The organism is Pseudonocardia sp. DSM 110487, assembly GCF_019468565.1.
Lineage (GTDB): Bacteria > Actinomycetota > Actinomycetes > Mycobacteriales > Pseudonocardiaceae > Pseudonocardia.
Window position 1 is genome coordinate 4,844,018 of record NZ_CP080521.1, and the last position, 26,994, is coordinate 4,871,011.

A 26,994-nucleotide genomic window follows, 5' to 3' on the forward strand; every position below is an offset into this window, starting at 1 on the left:
TCAGTCTGCCGGCCTGCCGAAGAAGCCCGGTGGGGGCAGCGGGGACGGCGCGGTGGCCCCGTCCACGGGCACGGCGGCGCCGCGGGCGAACCGGCGCAGGTCGGCGCCCGCGAGCACGCGGGCCGGGAACGCGTCGCCCGCGGCCATGCGCGCGAGCTCGGCCACCGGAAGCGGCGCCGCCGACCCGACGAGGACGAGGTTGCCGAACCTGCGCCCGTGCAGCAGCTGCGGCACCGCCAGCACCACGACCTCGGCGAACACGGCCAATGCCGCGGCGACCTGCGTGCGGGCGAAGGTGAGCGACCCGCCGTCGGCGACGTTCGCGGCGTAGACCCCGTCGGCGGAGAGGACGGCGGCCGCCGCGCGCACGAACTCCACCGAGGTGAGGTGCGCCGGCGTGCGCGCGCCGGCGAACACGTCCAGCACCAGGAGGTCGGCCGACCCGGGGGCCACGGTGGCGAGCGCGGCCCGTGCGTCGCCGACCATGATCTCGATGCTGGTGTCGTCGGAGGGCAGCCGGGAGGAGACGAGGTCGACGAGGCCCGCGTCCAGCTCGACCACCCGCTGGGGAGATCCGGGCCGGGTGGCGGCGATGTAGCGGGCGAGGGTCCACGCGCCACCCCCGAGGTGCAGCGCCCGGACCGGCTTGGTGGGCGGGGCCACGAGGTCGGCGACGTGCGCCAGCCGCCGGACGTACTCGAACTCGAGGTGGGTGGGGTCCTCGAGGTCGACGTGTGACTGCGCGGTGCCGTCCAGCAGAAGGGTCCAGCCCTGGGCCCGATCGGGGTCGCCGACGAGCTCGGCCGTGCCATGATCCACATCGGCCGTGATGACCGCCCGCGCCACCCGCAATCCCCGCTGCTCCACCCCCCGATCCTGCCTTGTGGACGCCCGCCATGCCCTGTTGGCGGGGATGCATACCGGTCCGACAGGTCGCGGCAAGGTGGCCCGGGACGACCACCTGTTGTCCACCTCGGGGTCCGGCTGTCCACAGTTGCGCGAACACCGTTGGCCGCGCCCGCCTGGGCGCCGACGATCGAAGGCGCAGGCGGTGCGGAGGAGGACGTCATGATGATCGGGTCCGGGCTGGTCGTCGCGGTGCTCGCCGGTGCGGGCGTGCTGGCCGGCGCTGCCGCGCGGGCGGTGCTGCTGCGGTTGCGCCGGGGGACGCGGATCCCGCCGCCGTGGTGCGAGCTGGGGGTGGCGGCGCTGTGGGCGGCCGCGGGGGCGGCGTGGGCAGCCGGCGGGTTGCCCGGGGTGTGGGTGCCCGCCGTGCTCGGGCTGGGCTGGCTCGCCGTCGCGGCCGGGGTGGTCGACGTGCGGCATCGCCGGTTGCCGAACGCCCTCACGGTGCCCGCGTTGCCGGTCGCGCTGCTGCTCCTGCTGCCGGTCGGGTCAATGGCGGTGGTCCGGGGCTCCTGCGGTGCGGCGGTGGCCGTGGCGGTGCACGTCGCGTTCCACCTCGTCGACCGGCGGGCAGTCGGGGCGGGTGATGTGAAGCTCGCCGCCCCGCTGGGTGCGGTGCTGGCGGCGGTGGCGTGGCCTGCGCTCGCGCTGGCAGCGGTGCTGGCCGCCGCTTTCACCGCGGTGCTCGCGATGACCGCTGCGATCGGTGCGGCAGTCGGTTCGCGGGCAGCGGCGGAGGGCCGGGTTCCGGTGTCGGGGGAGGCACGGGCGGGGCCGTCGCGGCGGTGGCGGCTCGCGGGCCGGGCCGTCCCGCACGGTCCCTCGATGCTCGCGGCCACGTGGGTCGTCACGGTCGGCCTGCTGACAGTCGTGGCCCGCTAGGCGCGGGCGCCGCTGGAGGAGGGAGGTGAGAGAATCGCGATCGTGCTGCGCTGGATCACCGCCGGGGAGTCCCACGGTCCTGCCCTGGTCGCCATGCTGGAGGGCATGGTCGCCGGGGTCGAGATCACCACCAAGGAGCTCGCCGCGGAGCTGGCCCGGCGTCGGCTGGGGCATGGCCGCGGTGCCCGGATGAAGTTCGAGGCCGACGAGCTCGAGGTCATCGGCGGAGTCCGGCACGGGGTCACGCAAGGTGGGCCGGTTGCGGTCCGTATCGGCAACACGGAGTGGCCGAAGTGGGAGACCGTCATGGCGGCCGACCCCGTCGACCCCGAGCTGATCGCCAGCCGGGCGCGCAACGCGCCGCTCACCCGCCCCCGTCCCGGCCACGCCGACCTCGCGGGCATGACGAAGTACGGGTTCGACGACGCACGGCCGGTGCTGGAGCGTGCCAGCGCCCGCGAGACGGCGGCCAGGGTCGTGCTGGGCACGGTGGCGAAGGCGTTCCTGGCGCAGGCATTCGACGTGGCGATCGTGTCGCACGTGGTCGAGCTCGGCGCGGTGGAGGCACCGGAGGGAGAGGCTCCCGGCCCCGGCGACCTGGACCGGGTCGACGCGAGCCCGGTCAGGGCATGGACGGACGAGGCCACCGCGGCCATGGTCGCCGAGGTCGACGCCGCGCAGAAGGACGGCGACACGCTCGGTGGCGTGGTCGAGGTGATCGCCTACGGCCTCCCGGTCGGGATCGGCTCGTACGTGCAGAGTGACCGCAGGCTCGACGCGCGGCTCGCCGGGGCGCTCATGGGCATCCAGGCGATGAAGGGCGTCGAGATCGGCGACGGGTTCCGCACCGCCAGGCGGCGGGGCAGCGCCGCCCACGACGAGATGGTGCCCGGCGACCCGGTGCGGCGGCTGTCCAATCGGGCCGGCGGCATCGAGGGTGGGATGACCAACGGCGAGCCGGTGCGGGTCCGGGTCGCGATGAAGCCGATCTCCACTGTTCCGCGGGCGCTGCGCACCGTCGACGTCGCCACGGGAGAAGCCGCACAGGCGATCCACCAGCGTTCGGACGTCTGCGCCGTGCCGGCGGCGGGCGTGGTGGCCGAGGCGATGGTCGCGCTCGTGCTCGCCGACGCGGCGCTGGAGAAGTTCGGCGGCGACTCGCTCCCCGAGACTCGCCGCAACCTGCGCGGGTACCTCGACGCGATCGGCCCGCACAGCGCGGATTGAGACAGGCGTTCCGCGACAGGCGTTCTGCGACAGGCGGTCACGGAGAGCTGGGGCACGTCGAGCAGGACGCCAGCGCGACCGCCGCCGCCGTGGGGTGCTGATCACCGTCCGGCAGACAACTCGGGCCCGACGACCGGCGTCCCGCTCGGGGCACTAGCGGTCGGCTCGGTGGTGTCCGCAGCGGCCGCGGTGGGCGCCCGCGTGGAAGGCGGCGGCGCGATCGGTCTGGCCGCCCCGTTCGTGGCCGCCCCGTTCGTACCCGCCCCGTTCGTACCCGCCCCGTTCGTAGCAGTCCGACGAGGCGCTCCGGGCGAGCTCGGGAGCCCCGTCGGGGCCGAACGCGGCGAACGGTGTACCCGTGCTGGTGCCGTCGGGGGTGCGCAGCTGCGGCTCGATGTGTGACTGGCGCCGGCGACGGGGGAGCGGGAGCTGCTCGCGGGCGGGCGTGGGCCCGTCCGGCGGCTCGGGCATGTCGTCGGGGTGGGTCACCGATCGCCCTCGCTGCGCTGTTCGCTCTCGCGGTGGGTCACCGGCTGCTCCGATCATGCGGAATCGCGGTCTTTGCGCACCATATCTGATCTCCGATCGACCCGCCGAAGGGAGCAGGGAGGGAGCGCGCATCGGGTGAATGGCGCGGTCACTACCCTGGGGACGTGCCTGTCGAGAGTCGCCCCACGCTGGTCGTCGTCGGCCCGCCGGGGGCCGGGAAGACCACGGTCGGCCGCGTGCTGGCGCGGCGGCTCGGCGTCGGGTTCGCCGACGCGGACGCGATCATCGAGGAGCGCACGGGCAAGGCGATCGCCGATCTGTTCCTCGAGGACGGCGAGGACGGGTTCCGGCGCCTCGAGCGCGAGGTCGTCGCGGAGGCGCTCGCGAGCCACGACGGTGTGCTCGCCCTCGGCGGCGGTGCCGTGCTCGCCGCCGAGACCCGCGAGCTGCTGCGGGCCCACCGGGTCGTGCACCTGAGCGTCGGGCTGGCCGACGGCATGCGCCGCACGGGCATGTCCACGGCGCGGCCGCTACTGGCGGGCGTCAACCCGCGTGCCACGTTCAAGGCGTTGCTCGACGCCCGCGCGCCGTTGTACCGGGAGGTGGCGACCGTGCAGATCGCCACCGACCGCCGCAGCGCCAACCAGGTGGCCCGGGCGGTGCTTGAGGCGCTCGGAGAGATCTCCGCGGCCGCCCCTGAGGACCCGATCGACCCGGACGACCCGCTCGACCGGCCCACCCCGAGAGGCGGCGCCGCCCTGCCGGACCCGACCATCCGCCTCTGACCGCCGCGGCCGTAGGGTGATCGCTCGTGAGGGAGCTCAGCGAGGCCGGACGATGAGTACGACGGTGCGGATCGACGTGGCAACCGAGCGGCCGTATCCGGTGCTCGTGGGCCGGGGGGTCCGCGCCGAGCTGACGTCGACGGTCGCCGGGCTCGGCGCAGCGGCCGCGCTGATCATCCACCAGCCGGCGCTGGCCGACGTCGCGGAAGTGGTCCGGGCGGAGCTGGAAGGGGCAGGCGTCGACGCGCACCGCGTCGAGATCCCCGACGCCGAAGACGGCAAGGCACTGGCCGTCGCGGGCTTCTGCTGGGAGGTCTGCGGGCGCATCGGCCTCACCCGCGGCGACGTCGTGGTGTCGCTCGGCGGTGGCGCGGTCACCGACCTCGCCGGGTTCGTCGCGGCCACCTGGATGCGCGGCGTGCGCGTCGTGCACGTCCCCACGACGCTGCTCGCGATGGTCGATGCGGCCGTCGGTGGGAAGACCGGCATCAACACAGCGGCCGGCAAGAACCTCGTCGGGGCGTTCCACGAGCCGTCCGCGGTGCTCGTCGACCTCGCCGTGCTCGACACGCTGCCGGCACCGGAGCTGGTGGCAGGCAGCGCGGAGATCGTCAAGACGGGTTTCATCGCCGACCCGGTGATCCTGGAGCGGATCGAGGCCGACCCGGCGGCGGCGCTCGATCCGGCGGGCCCAGTGCTGCCCGAGCTGGTGGAGCGCTCGATCCGGGTGAAGGCCGACGTGGTGGCGGCCGACCTGCGCGAGTCGCACCTGCGGGAGATCCTCAATTACGGCCACACGCTCGGGCACGCCATCGAGCGGCGCGAGGAGTACCGCTGGCGCCACGGCGCCGCGGTGAGCGTCGGTCTGGTGTTCGCGGCCGAGCTGGCGCGAGCGGCGGGGCGGCTCGACGACGCCACGGCCGACCGGCACCGGGCGGTGCTCGCCTCGCTCGGGCTGCCGGTGACCTACGTGGCGGGCGTGCTGCCCGAGCTGGTGGAGTCGATGCGCGGGGACAAGAAGGCGAGGGCCGGCACGTTGCGGTTCGTGGTGCTCGACGGGCTGGCGAAGCCGGGCCGCATGGAAGGCCCAGAGCCGGAGCTCCTGGAGCGCGCGTACGCGGCGGTGTCGACGGGGGCGCCGGCATGACCCGCGTGCTGGTGCTCAACGGGCCGAACCTGGGCCGCCTCGGCACCCGCGAGCCGGCCGTCTACGGCCGCACCACCTACGCCGACCTCGTCGCGCTGTGCGAGCGCACCGGCACGGACCTCGGCCTGCAGGTCGAGGTGCGCCAGACCGACCACGAGGGCGAGCTGCTCGGCTGGCTGCACGAAGCCGCCGACGCCGGCGCGCCGGTGGTGCTGAACGCGGCGGCGTGGACGCACACATCGGTGGCGGTGCGCGACGCGTGCGCCCAGCTCACCGCACCGCTGATCGAGGTGCACATCACGAACGTGCACCGGCGCGAGGAGTTCCGCCACCACTCCTACATCTCCGGCGTGGCGACCGGGGTGATCGTCGGGCTCGGCGTCGACGGCTACGCGCTCGCCTTGCGCTGGCTGGCCGAGCACACCCAGGCCACGGCCTAGGCCCTCCTAGAGCTCGGGGTCGGGCGGGTAGTCCACGCGGCGCCGCACGACGGGACGTACCTGGCGGGCGACGAGGAGGCTCACGACGAGCCCGATCGCGCCCACGATGGTCAGGATCCAACCGACGAGCTCCAGATCGATCCCGCCCAGGTCGACTCGCACGGCGAGAGCGAGGACCAGGCCGACCGCGAGCAGTCCGATGCTCATACCGATTCGCATGTCCCGGTCTACCCCCGAGCGGACCCGGTACACCCCATAGGGTGGACGTATGTCCTGCTCCGCCCGGCGGGCGGCCCTGCGCGCGCTGCTGCCCGGCGCGGGGGTCGACGCCATGCTCGTCACCGACCTGGTCAACGTCCGCTACCTGACCGGGTTCACCGGCTCGAACGCGGCGCTGCTCGTGCACGCAGGCGGTGACGCAGGGAGCCGCTTCTGCACCGACGGGCGCTACCGCACGCAGGCAGCTGCCGAGGTGCCCGACCTGGAGCCGGTGATCGACCGGGCCTGCGCGCTCGCACTGGCGAAGCAGGCCAAGGCGCTGGGCGTCGGGCGGCTGGGGTTCGAGTCCGACGCCGTGACCGTCGACGCGCACGACGGCCTGGCCGAGGCCGCCGATGGCGTGCCGCTGCTCAGGGCGCCAGGGCTCGTGCAGCGGCTGCGGGCGGTGAAAGACGCGGGCGAGGTGGAGGCGCTGCGGCGCGCCTGCGCGGTGGGCGACGCCGCACTCGCCGACCTGCTCGGTGCGGGCGGGCTGCGGCCCGGGCGCACCGAGCGCGAGGTCGCGCTCGACCTCGAGGACCGGATGCGCGCCCACGGCGCCACCGGCCCCGCCTTCGAGACGATACTGGCCGCCGGGGCGCACTCGGCCGTGCCGCACCACCGCCCGACCGCTGTGGAGCTGCGGCGGGGCGACCTGGTGAAGCTCGACTTCGGGGCGCTCGTCGACGGCTACCACTCCGACATGACCCGCACCGTCGTGCTCGGCGGCGCCGCCGACTGGCAGCGGGACCTGCACGCGCTCGTCGCGGAGGCACAGGCCGCCGGGCGGGCCGCCCTCGCGCCGGGTGCGGAGGTCACGGCGGTGGATGCCGCCGCCCGCGGCGTGGTCGAGCGGGCGGGGCGCGGCGAGGAGTTCGTGCACGGGCTGGGCCACGGCGTCGGGCTGCAGATCCACGAGGCGCCGTACGTGGGCAAGACCGGGACGGGGGCACTCGCCGCCGGGATGGTGGTGACGGTCGAGCCCGGCGTCTACCTCGAGGGCCGGGGCGGCGTGCGCATCGAGGACACGCTCGTGGTGCGCGAGGCCGGGCCGGAGCTGCTCACCCACACCACGCGCGAGCTGCTCGAAGTCTGACGGTATCCTTGGTGCCGGACGACGGCGCCGTTGCAGCGCGCCGCTTCATCGAGCAACCCCGGCGCGCTGGCGGCATCCCGCGAATCCTGCGCGCCCGCGACAGACGCAAGGAGTCAGGCGCACGTGGCCACGACGAACGACCTCAAGAACGGTCTGGTGCTCAACCTGGACGGCCAGCTGTGGTCGGTCACGGCGTTCCAGCACGTCAAGCCCGGCAAGGGCGGCGCATTCGTGCGCACAACGCTGAAGAACGTGCTCACCGGCAAGGTCGTCGACAAGACCTTCAACGCCGGCACGAAGGTCGACACCGCCACCGTCGACCGGCGGGACATGACCTTCCTCTACCGGGACGGCGCCGACTTCGTCTTCATGGACGGCGACACGTACGACCAGATCCCGGTGCCGGAGAACACGGTCGGCGACAACGCGAACTTCATGCTCGAGAACCAGTCGGCGATGGTCGCCTTCCACGAGGGCACCGCGCTGTACGTCGAGCTGCCCACGTCGGTGGAGCTGGTGATCTCCCACACCGACCCGGGTCTGCAGGGCGACCGCTCCACCGGCGGCACCAAGCCCGCCACCCTGGAGACCGGCGCCGAGATCCAGGTGCCGCTCTTCGTCACGACCGGCGAGAAGGTCAAGGTGGACACCCGCGACGGGCGCTACCTGGGCCGCGTATCCGGCTGATGCCCGAGCGGCTGCAACGGGCGCGCACGAGGGCACGCAAGCGCGCCCTCGACATCCTCTTCGAGTCGGAGGCAAGGGGCGACGACCCACTGGTCGTGCTCGCGCACCGCCGCGAGACCGACGACGCCCCGCCCGTCTCGGACTACGCCGCGATGCTCGTCGAGGGCGTGGTGGCCCACCGCGAGCGCATCGACCAGCTCCTCGCCGAGCACGCCGAGGGCTGGACGGTCGCGCGCATGCCGGCGGTCGACCGCACCCTGCTGCGGATCGGCGTGTTCGAACTGCTCTGGGTCGACGAGATCGACGACCCCGTCGCGATCACCGAGGCCGTCGAGCTGGCGCGGGCGCTGTCCACCGACGACAGCCCGCGCTTCCTCAACGGCGTGCTCGGCCGCATCGCCGACATCGCAGAGCACCTGCGCGCCACGCGCTAGGAGGGTCCTGAACAGTTGTTCAGGGCGCTCCTAGAGCACGGTTTCGATCGCCGCTCCGATCGCCAGGCCGAGCAGGAGCAGCGCGCCGGCCTGGCGCACGTGCACCCATGCCAGCGCGGCGTACCACAGCGGCCACACCGGGAATCCTGGCGGCGGCTCGTCCGGCGGTGGCCTGCGGAAGCGGGTCCATACCTTCGCCAACCGCGGCAGCGCGAGCACCACGGCGAGCGCGGGCCACGGCATCGCGCCCACCAGCACGCACCCAACCACCAGCACGTAGAAGGCGGCCATCAGGGCGAGCGTCGCGGAGCGGGCGCGGCGCTCGCCGAGGATCACCGGCAGTGTTCTGATCCCGAGCGGAGCGTCGAACGGGATCTTGTCGATGTGCTTGCCCATCAGCACGGTGGTGCACAGCAGGCCGTAGGGCAGCGACGCGAGCAGCACCGGCCATGTGATCGACCCGGTGGCGGCGAAGAAGGTGCCGCCGACCATCAGCGGCCCCCACACCACGAGTACGTCCGGCTCGCCGAGCCCGCGCTTCTTCAAGCGCAGGGGTGGGGCGGTGTAGGCCACGCTGAGTACGAACCCGGCCAGGGCGAACGCCACCACCGGCCATCCGCGCGCGAGCGCCAGCCCGATGAGGATCGCGAGGTCGGCGAGGTTGACCAGCACGATCGCGGCGATGAGGGTGCGGCGCGACACCAGGCCGGAGAGCACGGGGTGCGGCGCGTAGAGAGCGCGTGGGTAGGCCGCGGTGTCGCTACCCGCCTGCGTGTCGTACAGGTCGTTCATGAGGTTGTTCGCGAGGTGCGCCAGCACGATCCCGACGACGGCGAGCGACAGCCACCACCAGTCGAGGCCCGGCTCCCCGATGGCCAGCAGCGCGGCGACCAGTCCGGAGACCAGCGTCATCGGGAGCACGGCCGCGCGCGTCACCACGATCCAGCGTGTGATCAGATCCGGCCGGCCGTCGGGCGGCGGGTTGGTGGTGCGCAGCGCGTAGGCCCATGACGACAGCCGGGACCGGCCGGTGGTGGCCTCGCTCACACTGCAGAGCGTACGACGTCGACGGCTCGGTGCGGGATCGCGCGGCCCGGTGCCAGCACGCGCACCGGCCCGGGAAGCTTGTCCCGGACTACCGGATGAACTGGTCGACGAACCCGGCGCCGAGGCCGACCTTCTCGTAGTGATCCCGGCAGAGGTCGATGTAGTCGAAGACGTCGAACGTGCCGTCCGGCTTGCCGTCCTCGTCGAGCCAGATGAGCGGGCCGGTCACGTTGAACGTGATGCGCGTCGGCTCGTCGGACTCGTAGGTGACGAGCGTGTGGCCCTCGCCGGGTGCCTCGTAGACGAAGTCGCCCGCCGTGGCGACCCAGTCGTGCTCGAGGTAGCCCCACTTGCCCGAGATCGTGTAGGCGAACACCTGGTGCGGGTGGTAGTGGCGGTTCACCAGGCCGGCGCCACGCGCCATGAGCACGTCGCACCAGCGGTTCTGGCTGGTCGAGATGAACAGTGGCCGGGAGCCGACCGTCTCGGACAGTGGGATGTAGTAGCGGTCGTCGTCGATGGGCCCGTCGGAGACGTGCAGGTCGGGCAGGGCACCCGGCCGGAAGACGTTCTCGATCGGCTTGATCTCACGCCAGAACTCGGTCATGGCCGTCACGATCCGCCGGTGCGTGGCGGCAGGCCTTCCCCAGGGTGCACAGTGCCCGGTCGAGGGCGCACAGCGCGGGGACCCGATCCGGCGCGGACCGCGCGCGCCCGCCACTCCCGGGGCGGGCATCCGTACGTCGCCCGGAACACGCGGCTGAAGTGGTCGGGGTTGGTCAGGCCCCACGCGCTGCAGATCGACTCGATCGTGTGCCCGGCGAGCGTCGGGTCGCCGAGGTCGCGCCTGCAGCGTTCCAGCCTGCGTTGCTGGACGAACCGGGACACCGACGTGCCCTCGCGCTGGAAGAGTTTGTGCAGGTAGCGCACCGAGATGAAGTGTGCCCCCGCGATCTGCTCCGGTCCGAGACCCGGATCGGCGAGGTGCTGCTCGATGTGGTCGTGGATCCGGCGCAGCAGCAGGGCGGCAGGGTCGCTCGGCACCGCGGGGCGGCCGCTGCTGAACAGCGAGCGCAGCAGGCCGACCATGCTGTCGGTGAGCGCGTCGGACTCGGCGATGGACCCCTCGTCGAGCCCGTCGAGGATCCCGGTGAGGAACGGGCCGACGCGGGCCGCGAGCCCGGAGTCGCCCGCGATGCGCATGGCCGTGCGCGCCCTGATGTGGTCGGCGTGCGGGCCGAGCAGGTACTTCGGGAAGTTGAAGACGATCAACTCGAACGGTTCGTCGATGTCGATCGTGTAGGGCCGCGAGGTGTCCTGGGTGGTCAGGTCGCCGGGCACGAGGGCGCTCGCCCGGTCCTGTTGGCTGACCCGGCAGAGCCCGCGCCGGACGAGGTGCAGCTGCAGCTCCTCCGGGTCGCCCTGGCGGATGCCGCGCGGCGTGCGGATGCAGGTGTTCGGGTCGCCGGTCACCCGGAACGCCTGGATCGGCCCGAGCCGGTGCCCGAGCACCCGGCCGAAGAAGGGTTCCGCCCGTCCCCGCTCGATCTGGAGCGGAAAGAAGATCTTGGACGCCGCCTCGTGCCAGCACTCGAACCGCTCGGCCGGCGGCACGGCGCGCGTGTCGACGAGAACGGCCATCGTCGATCCGCCTCCTTGCGGTCGGCTGGCCACATCAGAACTACGGGTCATCACAGTCGCCCCGCCGACGCGATGTCAAGGCGCTGCCGTGTAGCGGAAACATCATCGGGAACTGACGCGGTGTTGCTTGACTGTTACGGAGCGCGACGGGAAACCGTGTGGGCGCGCACTGCTCCCGCGCTCCCGCGCACAGGTCCCGCTCGCCGCCCGCCCCCCGTTCCCGTCCTCACTAGCGTCCCGCCGCACCCGATCGCGACGCAGGCCGAAAGGCGGGGTCATGCGCAACTCCCCGAGTGTTCGAAGGCGCGACTTCCTGCGAGGTGTCGCGGCCGCCGGCGCTGTGGCCTCGACGTCGAGCCTGCTCGCCGCCTGTGGGGGGCTTGCGGGTTCGGGGCAGTCCGGGAGCACCGGCGGCACGACGATCCGGATCGCGCACATCGTCCCGCAGACCGGCCCACTGGCCGGCTTCACGGAGCCGGACGCCTACCTGCTGGACCTCGTCCGGGCTGTGTACGCGAAGGGCGTGCAGGTCGGCGGCACGACCTACCAGCTGGAGATCATCACGAAGGACGCGGCGTCGGACTCCAACCGGGCAGCCGAGGCGGCGCGCGAGGCGATCCTGCAGGACCAGGTGGATCTCATCCTCACCGGCGTCACCCCGACCGTCGCGAATCCCGTCTCCGACCAGGCCGAGGCCGCAGGCGTGCCGTGCATCGCCTCGCTGGTGCCGTGGGAGAGCTGGTTCACCGGCCGGGGCGGCGACCCGGCGACCGGGTTCCGGTACACGGTCTGCTTCTTCACGGGGGCGAGCGGCGAGATCCGGGCGGTGCCGCCGGTGTGGGCGCGCCTGCCCGTGTCCGAGCAGACGATCGGCGCGCTCTGGCCGAACAACGTCGACGGCGACACGTTCCGCGCCGCGTTCACGCCCGCGATCGAGGGCATCGGCTTCCGGCTCGTCGACCCCGGCCCGTATGCCGAGCCTGCGAGCGACTACAGCGCGCAGATCGGCCGGTTCCGCTCCGACGGCGTGCAGATCCTCACGGGCGTGCCAGCCCCGCCCGACTTCGCGACGTTCTGGCGCCAGTGCCGGCAGAACGGGTTCGTGCCGCCGTACGCCTACGTGCACAAGGCGATCCTGTTCCCGGCGGCGGTCGAGGCGCTCGGCGACCTCGGCGAGAACCTCATGACGAGCGCATGGTGGACGCCCGACCTCCCCTACACCTCGTCCCTGGACGGGATGACGGCGAAGGCGCTCGCCGAGGGCTACCAGCAGCGCAGCGGGCGCCAGTGGATGCAGCCGATGGGGTTCACCTACGCGCTCTTCGAGGTGGCGCTCGCCGGGATCAGGGCGGCCGCCGACCCGAAGGACCGCGAGGCGCTGGCCGGTGCGCTGCGGACGTTGCAGACCGAGACGATCGTCGGCCCGCTCGACTTCGGCGGCGGGCCGGCGCCGAACGTCGCGTTCACCCCGGTGTTCCCCACCCAGTGGCAGCGCGGCAGCGGGCAATACCCGTACGAGCTGGTGATCGTGGACAACGCGCTCGCCCCGGACGTCGCGATCACCGGGGACGTCAAACCGCTCCCGGGATCCGGGGCCGCATGATTGCCCCCGCCTTCGAGGTGGAGCACGTCGCGCTGGCGTTCGGCGCGCACACCGTGCTGCGCGACGTCTCGCTGGCCGTGGCACCCGGCGAGGCGGTCGGGATCGTCGGGCCGAACGGCGCGGGCAAGTCGACCCTGCTCGACGTCGTCACCGGTGAGCGGCGGCCGGACGGCGGGCGGGTTCGGCTGTACGGGAGCGACATCGGCCCGCAACCCCCGCGGCGGCGCTGCATGCTCGGGCTGGGACGCACCCACCAGATCCCGCGGCCGTTCACCGGCCTGACGGTGCTGGAGAACGTGCTGGTCGGGGCGTTCCGCGGGGCCGGGCTGCGGCGTGGGGCCGCCTACGCGGCGGGCATGGCCGCGCTCGAGCGCACCGGCCTCGCCGACCGGGCCGACCAGCAAGCGGGCGACCTCGGCCTGCTCGACCGCAAGCGCCTCGAGCTCGCAAGGGCGCTCGCCACCGGCCCCGACGTCCTGCTGCTGGACGAGATCGCGGGCGGCCTCACCGCACCCGAGACGGAGTCGCTCATCGCCCTGCTGCGCGAGCTGCACGGCAGCGGCACCACGATCGTCTGGGTCGAGCACGTGCTGCGGGCGCTGACCCGGGTCGTCACGCGCGTGGCCTGCCTCGCCGTCGGGGAGATCATCGCCGACGGTCCGCCGGACGTGGTGATGGCAGATCCCGGCGTGGTCGCGGCGTACCTCGGCCGACCGGGGGCGGTGCTCCTGTGAGCGCGCTCCTGGAGGCCGACGGCCTCGATGCCTTCCACGGGCACCTGCAGGCGCTGCACGACGTGTCGATCGCCGTCGACGAGGGCGAGACGGTGGCGCTCGTCGGCGCGAACGGCGCCGGGAAGTCGACGCTGCTCTCGACCCTCGCCGGGGCGCACCGGCCTCGTCGCGGCGCCGTCCGGTGGTCTGGGCGGGACGTCACCGCGCTCCCGGCGCATCGCCGCGTCCGGCTCGGCGTATCGCTCACCCCGGAGGGTCGTCGCCTCTTCCCGAGCCTCACCGTGGCGGAGAACCTGCAGGTGGGGGCTTGGAAGGCGCGGCCGGGTGCGTGGAGCATCGAGCGCGTCTACGAGGCGTTCCCGCTCGTGGCCGGAGTGCGCGACCGCCGGGCCGACGCGCTCTCCGGCGGGGAGCGGCAGGCCGTCGCGATCGCCCGCTCCCTGCTCGCGAACCCGCGCGTGCTCCTGCTCGACGAGGTGTCGCTCGGGCTCGCCCCCGTGATCGTCGACCAGCTCTACGACTCCCTCTCCGGGATCCGCGATGAGGGGACCGGTCTCCTGCTGGTGGAGCAGGACCTGCAGCGCGCGATGGAGGTCTGCGACCGCATGTACTGCCTGCTCGAGGGCCGGATCGTGCTCGCGGGGCGGCCGGCGGAACTGAGCCGCGACGATGTGGTGGCCGCGTACTTCGGGCTGCGGGGCGTGACATGACGCAGGCGCTGGTACAGGGCGTGCTCGTCGGCGGCCAGTACGCGCTGTTCGCGGCCGGCCTGTCGCTGATGTTCGGCGTGATGCGCATCGTCAACCTCGCGCACGGCGCGCTCGCCGTCGCGGGGGCGTACCTGGCGAGCACCGCGATCGTGGCGCTGGGCGTGCCGGCTCCGGCCGCGATCCTGCTCGCGCTCGTCGTGATGGCCGGTGCCGGCTGGGGCCTGCAGCGGCTCGTGCTGGAGCGGACGATGCGATCCGGCGAGTTCACGACGCCGCTGGTGACGTTCGCGCTGTCGGTCGTCATCGGGAACCTGTTGCTGATGCTCTTCGGATCGGACGTGCGGTCGATCGCGCTCGCCGGGCTGGAGACCGCGAGCGTCCCGATCACGTCGACCCTGTCGGTGGGGTGGATCAGCGTGCTGGTGTTCGTCGCGGCGGTGGTGATCCTGGGCGGGGTCCAGCTGTTCCTGCACCGCACGGTGCTGGGCCGGGTGGTGCGCGCCGCGGCCGACGACAGCGCCACCGCCGCGCTCATGGGTGTGGACCACCGGGTGGTGTTCTCAGCGGTCACGGCGTTCGGCCTGGTCACCGCCACGATTGCGGGGATCGCCTTCGGTGTGCAGTCGAGCTTCGACCCGAACACCGGCGTACTGCTCCTGCTGTTCGCGTTCGAGACGATCGTGATCGGCGGGCTCGGCTCGCTGTGGGGAACGCTCGTCGGCGGGATCGTGCTCGGGGTGAGCCAGACGGTCGCCGCGGCGATCGACGTGCAGTACTCGCTGCTCGCAGGCCACCTCGTGTTCCTGGCGTTCCTGTTCGTCCGCCCGCGCGGCATCTTCCCGGGGACCTGGCAGTGACGAGGACATGGCAGTGACGAGGATGGTGTCCGAGCAGGCCGCGGCCGCGACTCCGGTGGCCCGGGTCGTGCGGCTGGACCGGATCTCGATCGCGGCCCTGGTCGGTGCGGCGGTGCTGTTCGTGGCGTTCGCCGCGTTGCCGTTCGTGTTCGCCGGGCCGGTGCAGAACGCCCTGACGACGGTGTTCCTGCTGGTCACGATGGCGTCGATGTGGAACCTGCTCGCCGGGTACGCCGGGCTGGTCTCGTTCGGGCAGCAGGCGTACCTCGGGGTCGGGGCCTACACGCTGCTGGTGTCCGTGCGGGCGGGGGTGAATCCGTTCGCGGCCGTGCCGATCGCCGCGGTGGTGTCGCTCGCCGTCGCGGTGCCGCTGTCGTACGGGCTCTTCCGCACCCGCGGCGCCTACTTCGCGATCGCCACGTGGGTGGTCGCCGAGGCCTTCCGGCTGCTCGTGATCACCGTCCCCGCGCTCGGCGGCGGTGAGGGCGCGACGCTGCCCCCGACCGGCCTCGACCCGGTGCTGCGCACCGCGCTCACCTACTGGACGGCCCTGGCGGTGGTGACCGCGTCGCTGCTCGGGATCTGGCTGCTGCTGCGCTCCCGGATCGGCCTCGACGCGGCCGCCGTGCGCGACGACGAGCAGGCCGCGGTGGCCGTGGGCGTGCGCGCGAGCCGGGCCCGGCGCGTGCCCTACCTGGTGTCCGCGGCGGGGTTCGGCGCGGCGGGCGCCGTGCTGTTCCTGGCCAACCTGCGGCTCGAACCGGCGTCGATCTTCAACGTCAACTACAGCGCGAACGCCTTCTTCATGGCCCTGATCGGCGGCGTCGGCACGCTCGAGGGGCCGGTGGTCGGCGCGCTCGTGTTCTACGGGCTGCAGTTCTTCCTCGCCGACCTCGGGGCCGCCTACCTGGTGCTGCTCGGGCTGCTCGCGATCGTCGTGATGCTCGTGGCGCCAGAGGGGCTGTGGGGCCGGTTCTCCCGGCGCACGGGCGTGGTGCTGTTCCCGATCGGATACCGGGTGCGCCCAGCAGGAAAGCACGAACGAAGGGGGCCGTGATGCGGGCGGTGGTGACCCGCCGGGCCGGGACCATGGAGGTCGGCGAGGTGCCCGACCCCGGCGAGCCCGGCGCGGGGCAGGTGCTGGTGCGGACGGAGGCGGTGGGGATCTGCGGGTCCGACCTGCACTTCCTCACCGGCGAGCTGGCGACGCCACCGGCGTTCGGCCCGCAGTTCCCGCGCGTGCAGGGGCACGAGTTCGCCGGTGTGATCGAGGCGCTGGGCCATGGCTGCCCGCCGGAGCTGGCGGTCGGGCAACGAATAGCCGTGCACCCGCTCTCGTCGTGCGGGCGGTGCCGGGCCTGCCGGATCGGGCGGGAGAACGCGTGCCCTGACTTCCGGCTGGTCGGGGTGCACGTCGACGGCGCGCTCGCCGCCCGCGTCACGGTGGCGGCCGACCAGGTGTTCGGCGTCGGCGACCTGCCGCCGGCCGTCGCCGCGTTCTGCGAGCCGATGTCGATCGCCGTGCGCGCGCTGGAACGGGGGAGGGTGACCGACGGGGAGCGGGTCGTCGTGCTCGGCGCCGGACCGATCGGCCAGGCCGTGACGATCGGGGCGCTCGACCGCGGCGCGCGCGTCATGATCACCGACGTCGCCGCGGCCCGGCTCGCCCCTGCGGCCGCCGCGGGGGCGGAGGTGCTCGACGCCGGGGTCGCCGACGTCGTCGCGACGGCGGGAGAGTGGACGGGCGGGGACGGCCCAGCGGTGGTCGTCGACTGCACGGGCCGGCCGTCGGCCATCGCCGACGGCGTGGCGATGGTGGCGCCGGCGGGCCGGGTGGTCGTCGTCGGCATCTCGCACGAGCAGGTGTCGCTGCCGGTCGACGCCTTCACGCGGAAGGAGCTGGACGTGCTCGGCTCCACCGTCTGCACCGCGGCCGACTTCGCCGAGGCCGTGCGGCTGGTCGAGCGGCATCGGGAGCAGGTGAGCAGGCTCGTCACGCACCGGGCTGCGCTCGCCGACGCGCCCGCCGCGATCGCGCACGCGCTGCACCACCCCGGCGAGGTGCTCAAGCTCGTGATCAGTACGGAAGGGGCCTGATGGGCGACCTGCTGGCGGGCAAGACCGCCGTGGTGACGGGAGCCGCGGGCGGGATCGGCCGTGGCGTCGCGCTGGAGCTGGCGCGCGAGGGCGCCGCGGTGCTGGTCTCCGATCTGGCCGCGGCGAAGGCGGGCGGTGAGGAGACGGTCGCGCTGATCGATGCCGAGGGCGGGAGCGCGGCCTTCACCCCGTGCGACGTGACGTCGGCACAGGACTGCGCGGCGCTCGTGGACACCGCCATGGCCCGGTTCGGCGCGCTCGACTGCGCGGTCAACAACGCGGGCATCGCCGTCCACAAGCCACTGGCGGAGGTGACCGAGGAGGAGTACGACCGGGTCCTCGCGGTCAACCTCAAGGGCGTGTTCCTCGGCATGCGCGCCCAGATCCCGGCGATGGTGGAGCGCGGCGGCGGGGCGATCGTCAACATCGCGTCGGTGGCAGGCCTCATGGCCGTGCCGCTGATCAGCCCCTACACCGCGAGCAAGCACGGGATCATCGGGCTCACGCGCAACGCGGCGATGGAGTACGGGGCCGCCGGGGTGCGCGTGAACGCGGTGTGCCCGAACGCCATCCGCACGCCGTTGATGGACGCATCGCCGCCTGAGTTCGTGGCCGACCTGATCCGGCCGCAGGCGATCCCGCGCGTCGGCGAGCCCGAGGAGGTCGGCTTCGCCGTTGCCTACCTGTGCTCGGACCGTGCCGCGTTCGTGACCGGCGTGGCCCTGCCCGTGGACGGCGGCTTCGCCGCCTAGGACCCGCCTGGGGCCTCAGGCGGTCGGCCGGGCCTCTGGCGGCAGCACTCCCCAGTCGATCAGCTGGTCGGTGAGCTCGCCGGGCGTCATGTCGTAGATGATCGACAGCGACCGCAGGTCCTCGGAGCGGATCGAGAGCACCTTGCCGTTGTAGTCGCCGCGCTGGCTCTGGATCGCCGCCGCGTAGCGGGCCAGTGGACCGACCTTGTCGGCGGGGAGCTGCTGGAGCCGCTCGAGGTTGATCACGATCTTGGTGGCGGGCTCCGATCCGGACGGGACGCGGCCCTCGGGGAGCAGTTCGGCGACTGGGACACCGTAGAAATCTGCCAGCTCGGCCAGCTTCTGCACGGTGACGGCGCGGTCGCCGCGCTCGTAGGAGCCCACCACGACCGCCTTCCAGCGACCGCCGGACTTCTGCTCGACGCCGTGCAGCGACAACCCCTGCTGCTGCCGGATGGCGCGGAGCTTGCCGCCGAGCGCCTTGGCGTAGTCGCCCATCTGGCGACCTCCTCACTTGCTGCTCGCTCGGCCGCGGGACCGAGCTGTTCCGGTGGTGCTGCGGTACCGGTGCCGAGTCGGCACCGGCCCTCGCGCCCCGAGTGGACCCCCCGCTACCGCGGCCACCCAGGGAGCAATGTCTAGATACGGAGAGTAATCATGCGCTCGCCCCGACAATCGGTCAAGTTGTCGTCCCCCTCCCGGTACCACAGTGGACCGAGACCACTCGAACGGCTGATCGAGCGTCCCCCGCCAGGCGTTACGCCCCCCGCGGCGCGCGCATGGCGCCCGTGATGGTGTCAGCAGCACCATCACGCTGTGACGGGTGGGGTAGGTGTGGGTGTCGGCGGAGCGTACGGCCTGTGACATCCGCGATGTGCGGCGCGTGAACGGGGAGCTACGGACGTACCGCTGGTAGCGTCCGGGCGACCGGTTCCTTTAAGCCCGTCCGGTGAGGCGGGGAAGGAGATTTCTGTGGCGGAGCACCGCCGCGGGGACCCGGCAGGCGCGAGCACTCCCGCACGGGAGCTGCTCGGCGCCGCCGATGTCGCCCGCACCATCGCGCGTATCGCGCACCAGATCATCGAGAAGACGGCCACGGGGGCCGACGGCATGGCCGACGTCGTGCTGATGGGTATCCCCACGCGCGGCACCGTGCTCGCGAGGAGGCTCGCCGCGGCGATCGCCGAGTTCGAGGGCACGGACGTCCGCGTCGGCTCGGTGGACCCCACGCTGTACCGCGACGACCTGCGCCGCCGCCCGGCCAGGGCCCTCGAGGACACCGCGGTGCCCGATGGCGGGCTCGACGACGCGCTCGTCGTGCTCGTCGACGACGTGCTGATGTCGGGCCGCACGGTCCGCGCCGCGCTCGACGCGCTGTCCGACCACGGCCGCCCGCGCGCCGTGCAGCTGGCCGTGCTCGTCGACCGAGGGCACCGCGAGCTGCCGATCCGGGCCGACTACGTCGGCAAGAACGTGCCCACCGCCCGCGACGAGCAGGTGCTGGTGCTGTTCGAGGAGATCGACGGCGCGGATGCCGTCCGCCTGCGGAAGGCGGGTGAGCAGTGAAGCACCTGCTCTCGGTCACCGACCTCGACGCCGCCGCCGCGACCGGCCTTCTCGACACCGCCGACCGGCTCAAGCAGGCGCTGCTGGGCCGCGAGGTGCGCAAGCTGCCCACGCTGCGCGGCCGCACCGTGATCACGATGTTCTACGAGAACTCCACCCGCACCCGCGTCTCCTTCGAGGTCGCCGGCAAGTGGATGAGCGCCGACACCGTGAACGTCAGCGCGTCCGGATCGTCGGTGGGCAAGGGCGAGTCGCTGCGCGACACCGCGCTCACGCTGTCGGCCGTCGGCGCCGACTGCGTGATCGTGCGCCACCCGGCCTCCGGCGCGGCGCACCGGCTCGCCGGCTGGATCGACCGCGACGCCGAGAAGACGGGCACGCACACCTCGATCGTCAACGCGGGCGACGGCACCCACGAGCACCCCACACAGGCCCTGCTGGACGCGGCGACCCTGCGCGACCGGCTCGGCGGCATCGCCGGTCGGCGGATCGGGATCGTCGGCGACGTGCTGCACAGCCGGGTGGCGCGCTCCAACGTCTTCCTGCTGGCCACGCTGGGCGCCGAGGTGGTGCTGGTCGGCCCGCCGACGCTGCTGCCGGTGGGCGTCGAGCAGTGGCCGTGCCGCGTGAGCCCCGACCTGGACGCCGAGCTGCCTGCCCTCGACGCCGTGATGATGCTGCGCGTGCAGGCCGAGCGGATGCACGGAGCCTTCTTCCCGTCGGCACGGGAGTACGCGATCGGCTACGGCCTGTCCGACGACCGGGCCCGGCTGCTGCCCGACCACGCCGTGGTCATGCACCCGGGACCGATGGTGCGTGGCATGGAGATCTCGCCCGCGGTGGCCGACAGCCCGGCCTCGACGATCCTGGCGCAGGTCTCCAACGGCGTGCACGTCCGGATGGCCGTCCTCTACCACCTTCTTGCGGGGGCACCCGAATGATCGACCGCAGTGTGAAAGACCTGCTGATCACGAACGCGCGGCCCTACGGGGAGGACGCGGTCGACCTGCTCGTGCGCGACGGTGTCGTCACCGAGATCGGGAGTGGGCTGCGCGCGCCGGACGACGTGGAGGCACTCGACGCCGACGGCGCCGTGCTGCTGCCCGGCTTCGTCGACCTGCACACCCACCTGCGGGAGCCGGGCGGCGAGGAGTCCGAGACGATCGAGACCGGCTCGCGCGCGGCCGCCCGCGGCGGCTACACCGCGGTCTTCGCGATGCCCAACACCGACCCCGTTGCCGACACCGCCGTCGTTGTGGAGCACGTGCGCCGCCGCGGCGAGGAGGTCGGGCTGGTCGACGTCCACCCGGTCGGTGCGGTCACCGTCGGGCTCGAGGGCGCCAAGATGGCCGAGCTCGGGACCATGGCGCGCTCGCGGGCGCGGGTGAGGATGTTCTCCGACGACGGCCGCTGCGTGCACGACCCGGTGCTCATGCGCAGGGCCCTCGAATACGCGTCGGCCCTCGACGTCGTGATCGCCCAGCACGCCGAGGACCACCGGCTCACCGTCGGCGCGCAGGCGCACGAGGGCGTGGTGGCGTCGCGGCTCGGCCTGGCCGGCTGGCCGGCCACCGCCGAGGAGACGATCGTGGCCCGCGACTGCGCGCTGGCCCGGGAGGCGGGGGCGGCGCTGCACGTCTGCCACGTCTCGTCGGCGCGCACGATCGAGGTGCTGCGCGCGGCGAAGGCGCAGGGCGTGCGGGTGTCGGCCGAGGTCACGCCGCACCACCTGCTGCTCACCGACGCGGCTCTGACGAGCTACGACCCGGTCAACAAGGTCAACCCGCCGCTGCGCACCGGCGAGGACACGAAGGCGATGCGCGCGGCGCTCGCGGAGGGTGTGATCGACGTGGTCGGCACCGACCACGCCCCGCACGCCGCGCAGTACAAGGACACCGAGTGGGCCGCCGCGAAGCCGGGGATGCTCGGCCTGGAGACGGCGCTGTCGGTGGTGGTGCACACGATGGTCGAGCCCGGCCTGCTGGACTGGCGTGGCGTGGCGCGGGTGCTCTCGGAGCGCCCCGCCGAGATCGTGGGCCTGCCCGACCAGGGCAGGCCGATCGCGGTCGGCGAGCCCGCGACGTTCGCGCTCGTCGACCCGGACGCGGTCTGGACGGTCCGCGGCGCCGCACTGGCGAGCAAGGCGTCCAACACCCCCTTCGAGGGGATGCGGCTGCCGGCCACGGTGGTGGCCACGGTGCTTCGGGGTCGAGTGACCTCACGGAACGGGGAGGTGCAGGCGTGACGGCGTTGCTGGTTCTCGAGGACGGGCGGATCTTCCGCGGCGAGGCGTACGGCGCCCGCGGCGAGGGGCTCGGCGAGGCGGTGTTCACCACCGGCATGACCGGCTACCAGGAGACGCTCACCGACCCGTCCTACCACCGCCAGATCGTGGTGCAGACCGCGCCGCAGATCGGCAACACCGGCTGGAACGACGAGGACGACGAGTCGCGCGGGATCCAGGTGGCCGGCTACGCGGTGCGCGACCCCGCCCGCATGCCCTCGAACTGGCGGTCCCGGCGCTCCCTCGAGGATGCGCTGCGCGAGCAGGGGATCGTCGGGATCGCCGGGATCGACACCCGGGCCGTGGTGCGCCACCTGCGCGAACGCGGCGCCATGCGTGCCGGTGTCTTCTCCGGGGACGCCATCGCCTCCGACGAGGAGCTCGTGTCGCGGGTCCTGGCCAGCCCGCCGATGGAGGGCGCCGACCTCTACGGCGCGGTCACCACCCGCGAGCCGTACGTGGTGCCCGCCGACGGTGAGCGGCGGTTCCGCGTGGCCGCCCTCGACGTCGGGATCAAGTTCAACACTCCGCGCATGATGGCCGCACGCGGCATCGAGGTGCACGTGCTGCCCGCGGCGACGTCGATCGAGCAGATCGAGGAGCTGGCACCGGACGGGTTCTTCATCGCCAACGGCCCCGGCGACCCGGCCACCGCCGACGCGCCGGTCGAACTGACGCGCCAGGTGCTGGAGCGGCGGATCCCGACATTCGGGATCTGCTTCGGCAACCAGATCCTCGCCAGGGCGCTCGGGCGCGGCACCTACAAGCTGCGCTACGGCCACCGGGGCATCAACATCCCGGTGGTCGAGCACGCCACCGGCCGGGTCTCGATCACCTCGCAGAACCACGGGTTCGCCGTCGAGGGCGAGGCGGGGGAGCGGTTCGACACCGCCTTCGGCTCGGCGGAGATCACCCACACCTGCCCGAACGACGGCTGCGTCGAGGGTCTGCAGGCCCTGGACGTGCCGGCGTTCAGCGTGCAGTACCACCCGGAGGCCGCCGCGGGCCCGCACGACGCCGCGGACCTGTTCGACCGGTTCGTCGAGCTCATGGACGGGAGCAAGAGCTGATGCCGAGGCGCGACGACATCCGGCACGTGATGGTGATCGGCTCGGGGCCGATCGTCATCGGCCAGGCCGCCGAGTTCGACTACTCCGGCACGCAGGCCTGCCGCGTGCTGCGGGCCGAGGGCATCCGCGTCTCGCTGGTGAACTCGAACCCTGCCACGATCATGACCGACCCCGAGTTCGCCGACGCCACCTACATCGAGCCGGTCACGCCCGAGTTCCTGGAGCAGGTGATCGCCGCGGAGCGCCCGGACGCGATCCTGCCGACGCTGGGGGGCCAGACCGCGCTCAACGCGGCGGTCGCCCTGCACGAGAGCGGCGTGCTGGAGCGCTACGGCGTCGAGCTGATCGGCGCCGACATCGACGCCATCCAGCGCGGCGAGGACCGGCTGAAGTTCAAGGAGATCGTGCAGTCGGTCGGCGGTGACGTGCCGCGCAGCGCCGTCTGCCACTCGATGGACGAGGTGCGGGCCGCGGCCGCCGAGCTGGGCCTGCCGGTCGTCATCCGGCCGTCGTTCACGATGGGCGGCCTCGGCTCCGGCATGGCCCACACGGCCGACGACCTGGAGCGGCTCGCCGGGGCGGGCTTGGACGCGTCGCCGGTCACCGAGGTGCTCATCGAGGAGTCGGTGCTCGGGTGGAAGGAGTACGAGCTCGAGCTGATGCGCGACAAGCACGACAACGTGGTCGTCGTCTGCTCGATCGAGAACCTCGACCCGATGGGCGTGCACACCGGCGACTCGATCACCGTCGCTCCGGCGATGACGCTCACCGACCGCGAGTACCAGCACATGCGCGACGTCGGCATCGACGTGCTGCGCGCCGTCGGGGTGGACACCGGCGGTTGCAACATCCAGTTCGCGGTGCACCCGGACACCGGCCGGCTCGTCGTCATCGAGATGAACCCGCGGGTCTCGCGGTCGTCGGCGCTCGCGTCGAAGGCCACCGGATTCCCGATCGCGAAGATCGCGGCCCGGCTGGCCATCGGCTACACGCTCGACGAGATCCGCAACGACATCACCGGCGAGACCCCTGCCGCGTTCGAGCCGACGCTCGACTACGTGGTCGTGAAGATCCCTCGGTTCGCGTTCGAGAAGTTCCCCGGCGCCGACCCCGAGCTCACCACCACGATGAAGAGCGTCGGCGAGGCGATGGCGCTCGGCCGGTCGTTCCCGGAGGCACTCGGCAAGGCCCTGCGCTCGATGGAGACCTCGCGCGCCGGGTTCTGGACCACCCCCGACCCCGACGGCGAGCCGGACGTGGCAGCGGCCCGCGACGGACGCATCTACGCGGTCGAGCGGGCACTGCGGCTGGGCCGCGGCGTGGCCGACGTCGCGGGCGAATCGGGCATCGACCCCTGGTTCGTCGACCAGATCCTGGCGCTCACCGAGCTGCGGCAGGAGATCGAGGACGCCGCCGTGCTCGACGGTGCGCTGCTCTGGCGGGCGAAGCGGGCGGGCCTGTCGGACCGCCAGATCGCCGTGCTGCGCCCGGAGTTCGCCGGCGAGGACGGGGTGCGCTCCCTGCGGCACCGCCTGGGCATCCGTCCGGTCTACAAGACCGTGGACACCTGTGCCGCCGAGTTCGCCGCGAAGACGCCGTACCACTACAGCGCCTACGAGACCGACCCCTCCGCGGAGTCGGAGATCGCGCCGCAGACCGAGAAGCCGAAGGTGCTCATCCTCGGTTCAGGGCCCAACCGCATCGGGCAGGGCATCGAGTTCGACTACTCGTGCGTGCACGCGGTGATGGCGCTACGCGAGGCCGGGTTCGAGACCGTCATGGTCAACTGCAACCCGGAGACCGTCTCCACCGACTACGACACGGCCGACCGCCTGTACTTCGAGCCGCTCACGTTCGAGGACGTCATCGAGGTGGTCCACGCCGAGCAGCAGTCCGGCACGGTCGCAGGCGTCATCGTGCAGCTGGGCGGGCAGACCCCGCTCGGGCTCGCGCAGCGGCTCACCGCGGCGGGTGTCCCGGTCGTCGGCACGTCGGCGGCGGCGATCGACCTGGCCGAGGACCGCGGCGCCTTCGGCGAGGTGCTCCGGAAGGCGGGCCTGCCGGCGCCCGCGTTCGGCATGGCCACCTCGTTCGACGAGGCCCGCGCCATCGCCGCGCGGATCGGCTACCCGGTGCTCGTGCGGCCCTCGTACGTCCTGGGCGGGCGCGGCATGGAGATCGTCTACGACGACGAGACGCTCGCCGGCTACATCTCGCGCGCCACGACGATCAGCGAGGACCGTCCGGTGCTGGTCGACCGCTTCCTCGACGACGCGATCGAGATCGACGTCGACGCGCTGTGCGACGGCACCGAGGTGTTCATCGGCGGCGTGATGGAGCACATCGAGGAGGCCGGGGTGCACTCCGGCGACTCCTCGTGCGCCCTGCCGCCGATCACGCTCGGGCACTCGGTGCTGGAGCAGGTCCGCCGCTCCACCGAGGCGATCGCGCACGGTGTGGGTGTGCGCGGGCTGCTCAACGTCCAGTACGCGCTGCACGGCGAGACCCTCTACGTGCTGGAGGCCAACCCGCGCGCCTCGCGCACGGTGCCGTTCGTCTCTAAGGCCACCGCGGTGCCGCTGGCCAAGGCGGCGGCGCGGATCATGCTCGGCGCCACGATCGCGGACCTGCGCGCCGAGGGACTGCTCCCGGCCGATGGCGACGGCGGCGAGCTGCCGCCCGACGCGCCGATCGCGGTCAAGGAGGCGGTGCTGCCGTTCCACCGGTTCCGCACCGTCGAGGGCCACGGGGTCGACCCGCTGCTCGGCCCGGAGATGAAGTCCACCGGCGAGGTGATGGGCTTCGACAGCTCGTTCGGCGCGGCGTTCGCCAAGTCGCAGGCCGGGGCGTACGGGTCGCTGCCGACGTCCGGGAAGGTGTTCGTCTCGATCGCCGACCGGGACAAGCGGGCGATGGTGTTCCCGGTGCTGCGCCTCGCCGATCTCGGGTTCGAGGTGCTCGCCACCGCGGGCACGGCCGACGTCCTGCGCCGCCACGGCGTGTCCGCCACGGTCGTGCGCAAGCACTACGAGGGCGGGGAGACGATCGTCGACCGGATACTGGCAGGCGACGTCGATCTGATCATCAACACGCCCTACGGCAACTCAGGGCCCCGCGTGGACGGCTACGAGATCCGCTCGGCGGCCGTCGCCCGCGGCGTGCCGTGCATCACGACCGTGCAGGGTGCCGGTGCGGCGGTGCAGGGCATCGAGGCGATGAAGGCGGGCCGGATCGGCGTCCGCTCGCTGCAGGACGCCCATGCGAGCCTGCTGAAGGCCCGCTCGTGACTCCGTTCGGGGCGCGGCTGGCGGGCACCGTTGCCCGCCTCGGACCGCTCTGCGCTGGCATCGACCCGCATCCGGGCCTGCTCGCCTCGTGGGGGCTCACCGACGACGCCGACGGGCTGGCGCGGTTCGCCGACGCGTGCGTGGCGGCGTTCGCCGGGAACGTGGCCGTGGTGAAGCCGCAGTCGGCGTTCTTCGAGCGGCACGGCTCGCGCGGCGTCGCGGTGCTGGAGGAGCTCCTCTCCGCGTTCGCCGGCACGGCGACGCTCACGATCCTCGACGTCAAGCGCGGCGACATCGGCTCGACCATGGACGGCTACGCCGACGCCTACCTCGGGGTGGGGGCGCCGCTCGGGGCCGACGCCGTGACGCTGTCCCCGTACCTGGGGTTCGGGTCGCTGTCGTCGGCGCTCGACACGGCAGCGGACGCGGGGCGCGGGGCGTTCGTGCTGGCCAGGACGTCCAACCCGGAGGGCGCCGAGGTCCAGCTGGCGGAGTTCGGCGGGCGGGGCACGGCCCAGGCGATGGTGGACGGCGCCGCGGCCCGCAACGCGGGTCTCGCGCCGCTCGGCGACGTCGGGGTGGTGGTGGGCGCGACCCGCGAGCACGGCCTCGACCTGTCCACCCTGAACGGCCCGGTGCTGGCGCCGGGCCTCGGCGCCCAGGGCGCCGCCCCTGCTGACCTCGCGGCGATCTTCGCCGGGCTGCAGGGCCTCGTTCTGCCGGCGGCGTCGCGCTCGGTGCTGGCGGCTGGCCCGACGGTGGCGGCGCTTCGCGCCGCGGCGGAGTCGCTCCGCGACGAGCTCGCCGCGGTGGTGTAGCCACTTCACACACCCAGCAGGGGCTTCACACAGGGCCCGCCTTGTGCGAAGTACATGCTGGGTGTGTGAAGTCGTCCGATCGGCCCGGGTTCCGGGCTGCGTGCGGTGTGTGCAGCGCCGGTGGGCGGATCACTCGGCTCGCCGACGTGTCCGTCGGCAGCGGGCGTGCGCAGCTCG

28 protein-coding genes are annotated in these 26,994 nt (G+C 73.1%); 21 read left to right on the forward strand and 7 right to left on the reverse strand.

Going from position 1 to position 26,994, the window contains the following annotated elements; all coding sequences use genetic code 11:
• Positions 1 to 867, reverse strand: coding sequence for a spermidine synthase (locus K1T35_RS22575; protein ID WP_255622414.1), 867 nt, complete (start codon positions 865 to 867; stop codon positions 1 to 3).
• A gap of 201 nt (positions 868 to 1,068) precedes the next feature.
• On the opposite strand from K1T35_RS22575, the gene K1T35_RS22580 reads away from it, so the two are divergent.
• Together K1T35_RS22580 and aroC are read left to right on the forward strand one after the other, a co-directional pair.
• Complete coding sequence (locus K1T35_RS22580) at positions 1,069 to 1,788, forward strand: prepilin peptidase (RefSeq protein ID WP_220262094.1); 720 nt, start codon at positions 1,069 to 1,071, stop codon at positions 1,786 to 1,788.
• 42 nt (positions 1,789 to 1,830) lie between these two features.
• Positions 1,831 to 3,015: a chorismate synthase gene (gene aroC, locus K1T35_RS22585; protein ID WP_220262095.1), complete on the forward strand. Its 1,185-nt coding sequence runs from the start codon at positions 1,831 to 1,833 to the stop codon at positions 3,013 to 3,015.
• Positions 3,016 to 3,168: 153 nt separating this feature from the next.
• Here the strand turns inward: aroC and K1T35_RS22590 are convergent, their stop codons facing one another.
• On the reverse strand, positions 3,169 to 3,504 hold the full coding sequence (locus K1T35_RS22590) for a hypothetical protein (protein ID WP_220262096.1): 336 nt from the start codon (positions 3,502 to 3,504) through the stop codon (positions 3,169 to 3,171).
• A 164-nt stretch (positions 3,505 to 3,668) separates the two neighbouring features.
• On the opposite strand from K1T35_RS22590, the gene K1T35_RS22595 reads away from it, so the two are divergent.
• The 3 genes from K1T35_RS22595 to aroQ are packed head-to-tail and all read left to right on the forward strand — an operon-like array spanning position 3,669 to position 5,876.
• Complete coding sequence (locus K1T35_RS22595) at positions 3,669 to 4,289, forward strand: shikimate kinase (protein ID WP_370645482.1); 621 nt, start codon at positions 3,669 to 3,671, stop codon at positions 4,287 to 4,289.
• A 52-nt stretch (positions 4,290 to 4,341) separates the two neighbouring features.
• Complete coding sequence (gene aroB / locus K1T35_RS22600; protein WP_220262097.1) at positions 4,342 to 5,436, forward strand: 3-dehydroquinate synthase; 1,095 nt, start codon at positions 4,342 to 4,344, stop codon at positions 5,434 to 5,436.
• The gene (gene aroQ, locus K1T35_RS22605; RefSeq protein WP_220262098.1) at positions 5,433 to 5,876 is read left to right on the forward strand and encodes a type II 3-dehydroquinate dehydratase; all 444 of its coding nucleotides are present in this window, start codon (positions 5,433 to 5,435) and stop codon (positions 5,874 to 5,876) included. Before aroB ends, aroQ begins: the two co-directional genes overlap by 4 nt.
• Positions 5,877 to 5,882: 6 nt before the next feature.
• Here the strand turns inward: aroQ and K1T35_RS22610 are convergent, their stop codons facing one another.
• Entirely contained in the window at positions 5,883 to 6,083 is a 201-nt protein-coding gene (locus tag K1T35_RS22610) for a DUF6458 family protein (RefSeq protein ID WP_220262099.1), read from the reverse strand.
• Between the two features lie 61 nt (positions 6,084 to 6,144).
• Here K1T35_RS22610 and K1T35_RS22615 point away from each other — a divergent pair, with 61 nt between their 5' ends.
• The 3 genes from K1T35_RS22615 (at position 6,145) to nusB (ending at position 8,351) form a co-directional block, all read left to right on the forward strand.
• Positions 6,145 to 7,230, forward strand: coding sequence for a Xaa-Pro peptidase family protein (locus tag K1T35_RS22615; RefSeq protein WP_220262100.1), 1,086 nt, complete (start codon positions 6,145 to 6,147; stop codon positions 7,228 to 7,230).
• A gap of 123 nt (positions 7,231 to 7,353) precedes the next feature.
• Positions 7,354 to 7,917, forward strand: a complete 564-nt coding sequence (efp, locus tag K1T35_RS22620) for an elongation factor P (RefSeq protein ID WP_220262101.1) — start codon at positions 7,354 to 7,356, stop codon at positions 7,915 to 7,917.
• Positions 7,917 to 8,351: a transcription antitermination factor NusB gene (gene nusB / locus K1T35_RS22625; protein ID WP_220262102.1), complete on the forward strand. Its 435-nt coding sequence runs from the start codon at positions 7,917 to 7,919 to the stop codon at positions 8,349 to 8,351. The genes efp and nusB overlap by 1 nt, the downstream gene beginning before the upstream one ends.
• Positions 8,352 to 8,381: 30 nt before the next feature.
• On the opposite strand, the gene K1T35_RS22630 is transcribed toward nusB, so the two are convergent.
• From K1T35_RS22630 to K1T35_RS22640, 3 genes are all read right to left on the reverse strand, one after another.
• Positions 8,382 to 9,398 (reverse strand): prenyltransferase, encoded by a 1,017-nt coding sequence (locus tag K1T35_RS22630; protein ID WP_220262103.1) that lies wholly within the window; start codon positions 9,396 to 9,398, stop codon positions 8,382 to 8,384.
• 88 nt (positions 9,399 to 9,486) lie between these two features.
• Positions 9,487 to 10,005 carry a 2,4'-dihydroxyacetophenone dioxygenase family protein gene (locus K1T35_RS22635; protein ID WP_220262104.1) on the reverse strand — a complete coding sequence of 173 codons (519 nt, stop codon included), beginning with the start codon at positions 10,003 to 10,005 and terminating at the stop codon, positions 9,487 to 9,489.
• Positions 10,006 to 10,010: 5 nt separating this feature from the next.
• On the reverse strand, positions 10,011 to 11,039 hold the full coding sequence (locus K1T35_RS22640; RefSeq protein WP_220262105.1) for a helix-turn-helix domain-containing protein: 1,029 nt from the start codon (positions 11,037 to 11,039) through the stop codon (positions 10,011 to 10,013).
• Positions 11,040 to 11,316: 277 nt separating this feature from the next.
• Here K1T35_RS22640 and K1T35_RS22645 point away from each other — a divergent pair, with 277 nt between their 5' ends.
• Genes K1T35_RS22645 through K1T35_RS22675 form a run of 7 tightly spaced genes read left to right on the forward strand, consistent with a single transcriptional unit; the run spans position 11,317 to position 17,792 of the window.
• Positions 11,317 to 12,642 carry an ABC transporter substrate-binding protein gene (locus K1T35_RS22645; protein ID WP_220262106.1) on the forward strand — a complete coding sequence of 442 codons (1,326 nt, stop codon included), beginning with the start codon at positions 11,317 to 11,319 and terminating at the stop codon, positions 12,640 to 12,642.
• A complete protein-coding gene (locus K1T35_RS22650; RefSeq protein ID WP_220262767.1) occupies positions 12,639 to 13,376 on the forward strand; it encodes an ABC transporter ATP-binding protein in 738 nt (245 codons plus the stop codon). Before K1T35_RS22645 ends, K1T35_RS22650 begins: the two co-directional genes overlap by 4 nt.
• A complete protein-coding gene (locus tag K1T35_RS22655) occupies positions 13,373 to 14,086 on the forward strand; it encodes an ABC transporter ATP-binding protein (protein ID WP_220262107.1) in 714 nt (237 codons plus the stop codon). Before K1T35_RS22650 ends, K1T35_RS22655 begins: the two co-directional genes overlap by 4 nt.
• Positions 14,083 to 14,943: a branched-chain amino acid ABC transporter permease gene (locus tag K1T35_RS22660; protein ID WP_220262108.1), complete on the forward strand. Its 861-nt coding sequence runs from the start codon at positions 14,083 to 14,085 to the stop codon at positions 14,941 to 14,943. Before K1T35_RS22655 ends, K1T35_RS22660 begins: the two co-directional genes overlap by 4 nt.
• 22 nt (positions 14,944 to 14,965) lie before the next feature.
• Positions 14,966 to 16,000 carry a branched-chain amino acid ABC transporter permease gene (locus K1T35_RS22665; protein WP_255622630.1) on the forward strand — a complete coding sequence of 345 codons (1,035 nt, stop codon included), beginning with the start codon at positions 14,966 to 14,968 and terminating at the stop codon, positions 15,998 to 16,000.
• Positions 16,000 to 17,040 carry an alcohol dehydrogenase catalytic domain-containing protein gene (locus tag K1T35_RS22670; protein WP_220262110.1) on the forward strand — a complete coding sequence of 347 codons (1,041 nt, stop codon included), beginning with the start codon at positions 16,000 to 16,002 and terminating at the stop codon, positions 17,038 to 17,040. The genes K1T35_RS22665 and K1T35_RS22670 overlap by 1 nt, the downstream gene beginning before the upstream one ends.
• Positions 17,040 to 17,792 (forward strand): SDR family NAD(P)-dependent oxidoreductase, encoded by a 753-nt coding sequence (locus K1T35_RS22675; RefSeq protein ID WP_220262111.1) that lies wholly within the window; start codon positions 17,040 to 17,042, stop codon positions 17,790 to 17,792. The genes K1T35_RS22670 and K1T35_RS22675 overlap by 1 nt, the downstream gene beginning before the upstream one ends.
• A 15-nt stretch (positions 17,793 to 17,807) precedes the next feature.
• Here the strand turns inward: K1T35_RS22675 and K1T35_RS22680 are convergent, their stop codons facing one another.
• Positions 17,808 to 18,290: a transcriptional regulator gene (locus K1T35_RS22680; RefSeq protein WP_094928863.1), complete on the reverse strand. Its 483-nt coding sequence runs from the start codon at positions 18,288 to 18,290 to the stop codon at positions 17,808 to 17,810.
• A 474-nt stretch (positions 18,291 to 18,764) separates the two neighbouring features.
• Between K1T35_RS22680 and pyrR the strand changes: the two genes are divergently transcribed.
• From pyrR to pyrF, 6 genes are read left to right on the forward strand one after another with little or no spacing between them, the layout of a single operon-like run.
• On the forward strand, positions 18,765 to 19,358 hold the full coding sequence (gene pyrR, locus K1T35_RS22685; RefSeq protein ID WP_220262112.1) for a bifunctional pyr operon transcriptional regulator/uracil phosphoribosyltransferase PyrR: 594 nt from the start codon (positions 18,765 to 18,767) through the stop codon (positions 19,356 to 19,358).
• Positions 19,355 to 20,299, forward strand: coding sequence for an aspartate carbamoyltransferase catalytic subunit (locus K1T35_RS22690; protein WP_220262113.1), 945 nt, complete (start codon positions 19,355 to 19,357; stop codon positions 20,297 to 20,299). The genes pyrR and K1T35_RS22690 overlap by 4 nt, the downstream gene beginning before the upstream one ends.
• The gene (locus K1T35_RS22695) at positions 20,296 to 21,603 is read left to right on the forward strand and encodes a dihydroorotase (protein ID WP_370645483.1); all 1,308 of its coding nucleotides are present in this window, start codon (positions 20,296 to 20,298) and stop codon (positions 21,601 to 21,603) included. Before K1T35_RS22690 ends, K1T35_RS22695 begins: the two co-directional genes overlap by 4 nt.
• Entirely contained in the window at positions 21,600 to 22,712 is a 1,113-nt protein-coding gene (gene carA, locus K1T35_RS22700) for a glutamine-hydrolyzing carbamoyl-phosphate synthase small subunit (protein WP_220262114.1), read from the forward strand. The genes K1T35_RS22695 and carA overlap by 4 nt, the downstream gene beginning before the upstream one ends.
• Positions 22,712 to 25,999 carry a carbamoyl-phosphate synthase large subunit gene (gene carB, locus K1T35_RS22705; protein WP_220262115.1) on the forward strand — a complete coding sequence of 1,096 codons (3,288 nt, stop codon included), beginning with the start codon at positions 22,712 to 22,714 and terminating at the stop codon, positions 25,997 to 25,999. The genes carA and carB overlap by 1 nt, the downstream gene beginning before the upstream one ends.
• Positions 25,996 to 26,817, forward strand: a complete 822-nt coding sequence (gene pyrF, locus K1T35_RS22710) for an orotidine-5'-phosphate decarboxylase (protein ID WP_220262116.1) — start codon at positions 25,996 to 25,998, stop codon at positions 26,815 to 26,817. Before carB ends, pyrF begins: the two co-directional genes overlap by 4 nt.
• Positions 26,818 to 26,994: the final 177 nt, after the last annotated feature.

Coding starts and splice junctions, on each gene's coding strand:
- K1T35_RS22675 (WP_220262111.1), top strand. CDS start 17,040: ATGGGCGACCTGCTGGCGGGCAAGACCGCCGTGGTGACGGGAGCCGCG.
- K1T35_RS22580 (WP_220262094.1), top strand. CDS start 1,069: ATGATGATCGGGTCCGGGCTGGTCGTCGCGGTGCTCGCCGGTGCGGGC.
- K1T35_RS22645 (WP_220262106.1), top strand. CDS start 11,317: ATGCGCAACTCCCCGAGTGTTCGAAGGCGCGACTTCCTGCGAGGTGTC.
- K1T35_RS22695 (WP_370645483.1), top strand. CDS start 20,296: ATGATCGACCGCAGTGTGAAAGACCTGCTGATCACGAACGCGCGGCCC.
- K1T35_RS22680 (WP_094928863.1), bottom strand. CDS start 18,290: ATGGGCGACTACGCCAAGGCGCTCGGCGGCAAGCTCCGCGCCATCCGG.
- K1T35_RS22610 (WP_220262099.1), bottom strand. CDS start 6,083: ATGAGCATCGGACTGCTCGCGGTCGGCCTGGTCCTCGCTCTCGCCGTG.
- K1T35_RS22640 (WP_220262105.1), bottom strand. CDS start 11,039: ATGGCCGTTCTCGTCGACACGCGCGCCGTGCCGCCGGCCGAGCGGTTC.
- carB (WP_220262115.1), top strand. CDS start 22,712: ATGCCGAGGCGCGACGACATCCGGCACGTGATGGTGATCGGCTCGGGG.
- nusB (WP_220262102.1), top strand. CDS start 7,917: ATGCCCGAGCGGCTGCAACGGGCGCGCACGAGGGCACGCAAGCGCGCC.
- K1T35_RS22615 (WP_220262100.1), top strand. CDS start 6,145: ATGTCCTGCTCCGCCCGGCGGGCGGCCCTGCGCGCGCTGCTGCCCGGC.
- K1T35_RS22650 (WP_220262767.1), top strand. CDS start 12,639: ATGATTGCCCCCGCCTTCGAGGTGGAGCACGTCGCGCTGGCGTTCGGC.
- K1T35_RS22660 (WP_220262108.1), top strand. CDS start 14,083: ATGACGCAGGCGCTGGTACAGGGCGTGCTCGTCGGCGGCCAGTACGCG.
- aroB (WP_220262097.1), top strand. CDS start 4,342: ATGAGTACGACGGTGCGGATCGACGTGGCAACCGAGCGGCCGTATCCG.
- K1T35_RS22670 (WP_220262110.1), top strand. CDS start 16,000: ATGCGGGCGGTGGTGACCCGCCGGGCCGGGACCATGGAGGTCGGCGAG.
- K1T35_RS22665 (WP_255622630.1), top strand. CDS start 14,966: ATGGTGTCCGAGCAGGCCGCGGCCGCGACTCCGGTGGCCCGGGTCGTG.
- K1T35_RS22635 (WP_220262104.1), bottom strand. CDS start 10,005: ATGACCGAGTTCTGGCGTGAGATCAAGCCGATCGAGAACGTCTTCCGG.
- aroQ (WP_220262098.1), top strand. CDS start 5,433: ATGACCCGCGTGCTGGTGCTCAACGGGCCGAACCTGGGCCGCCTCGGC.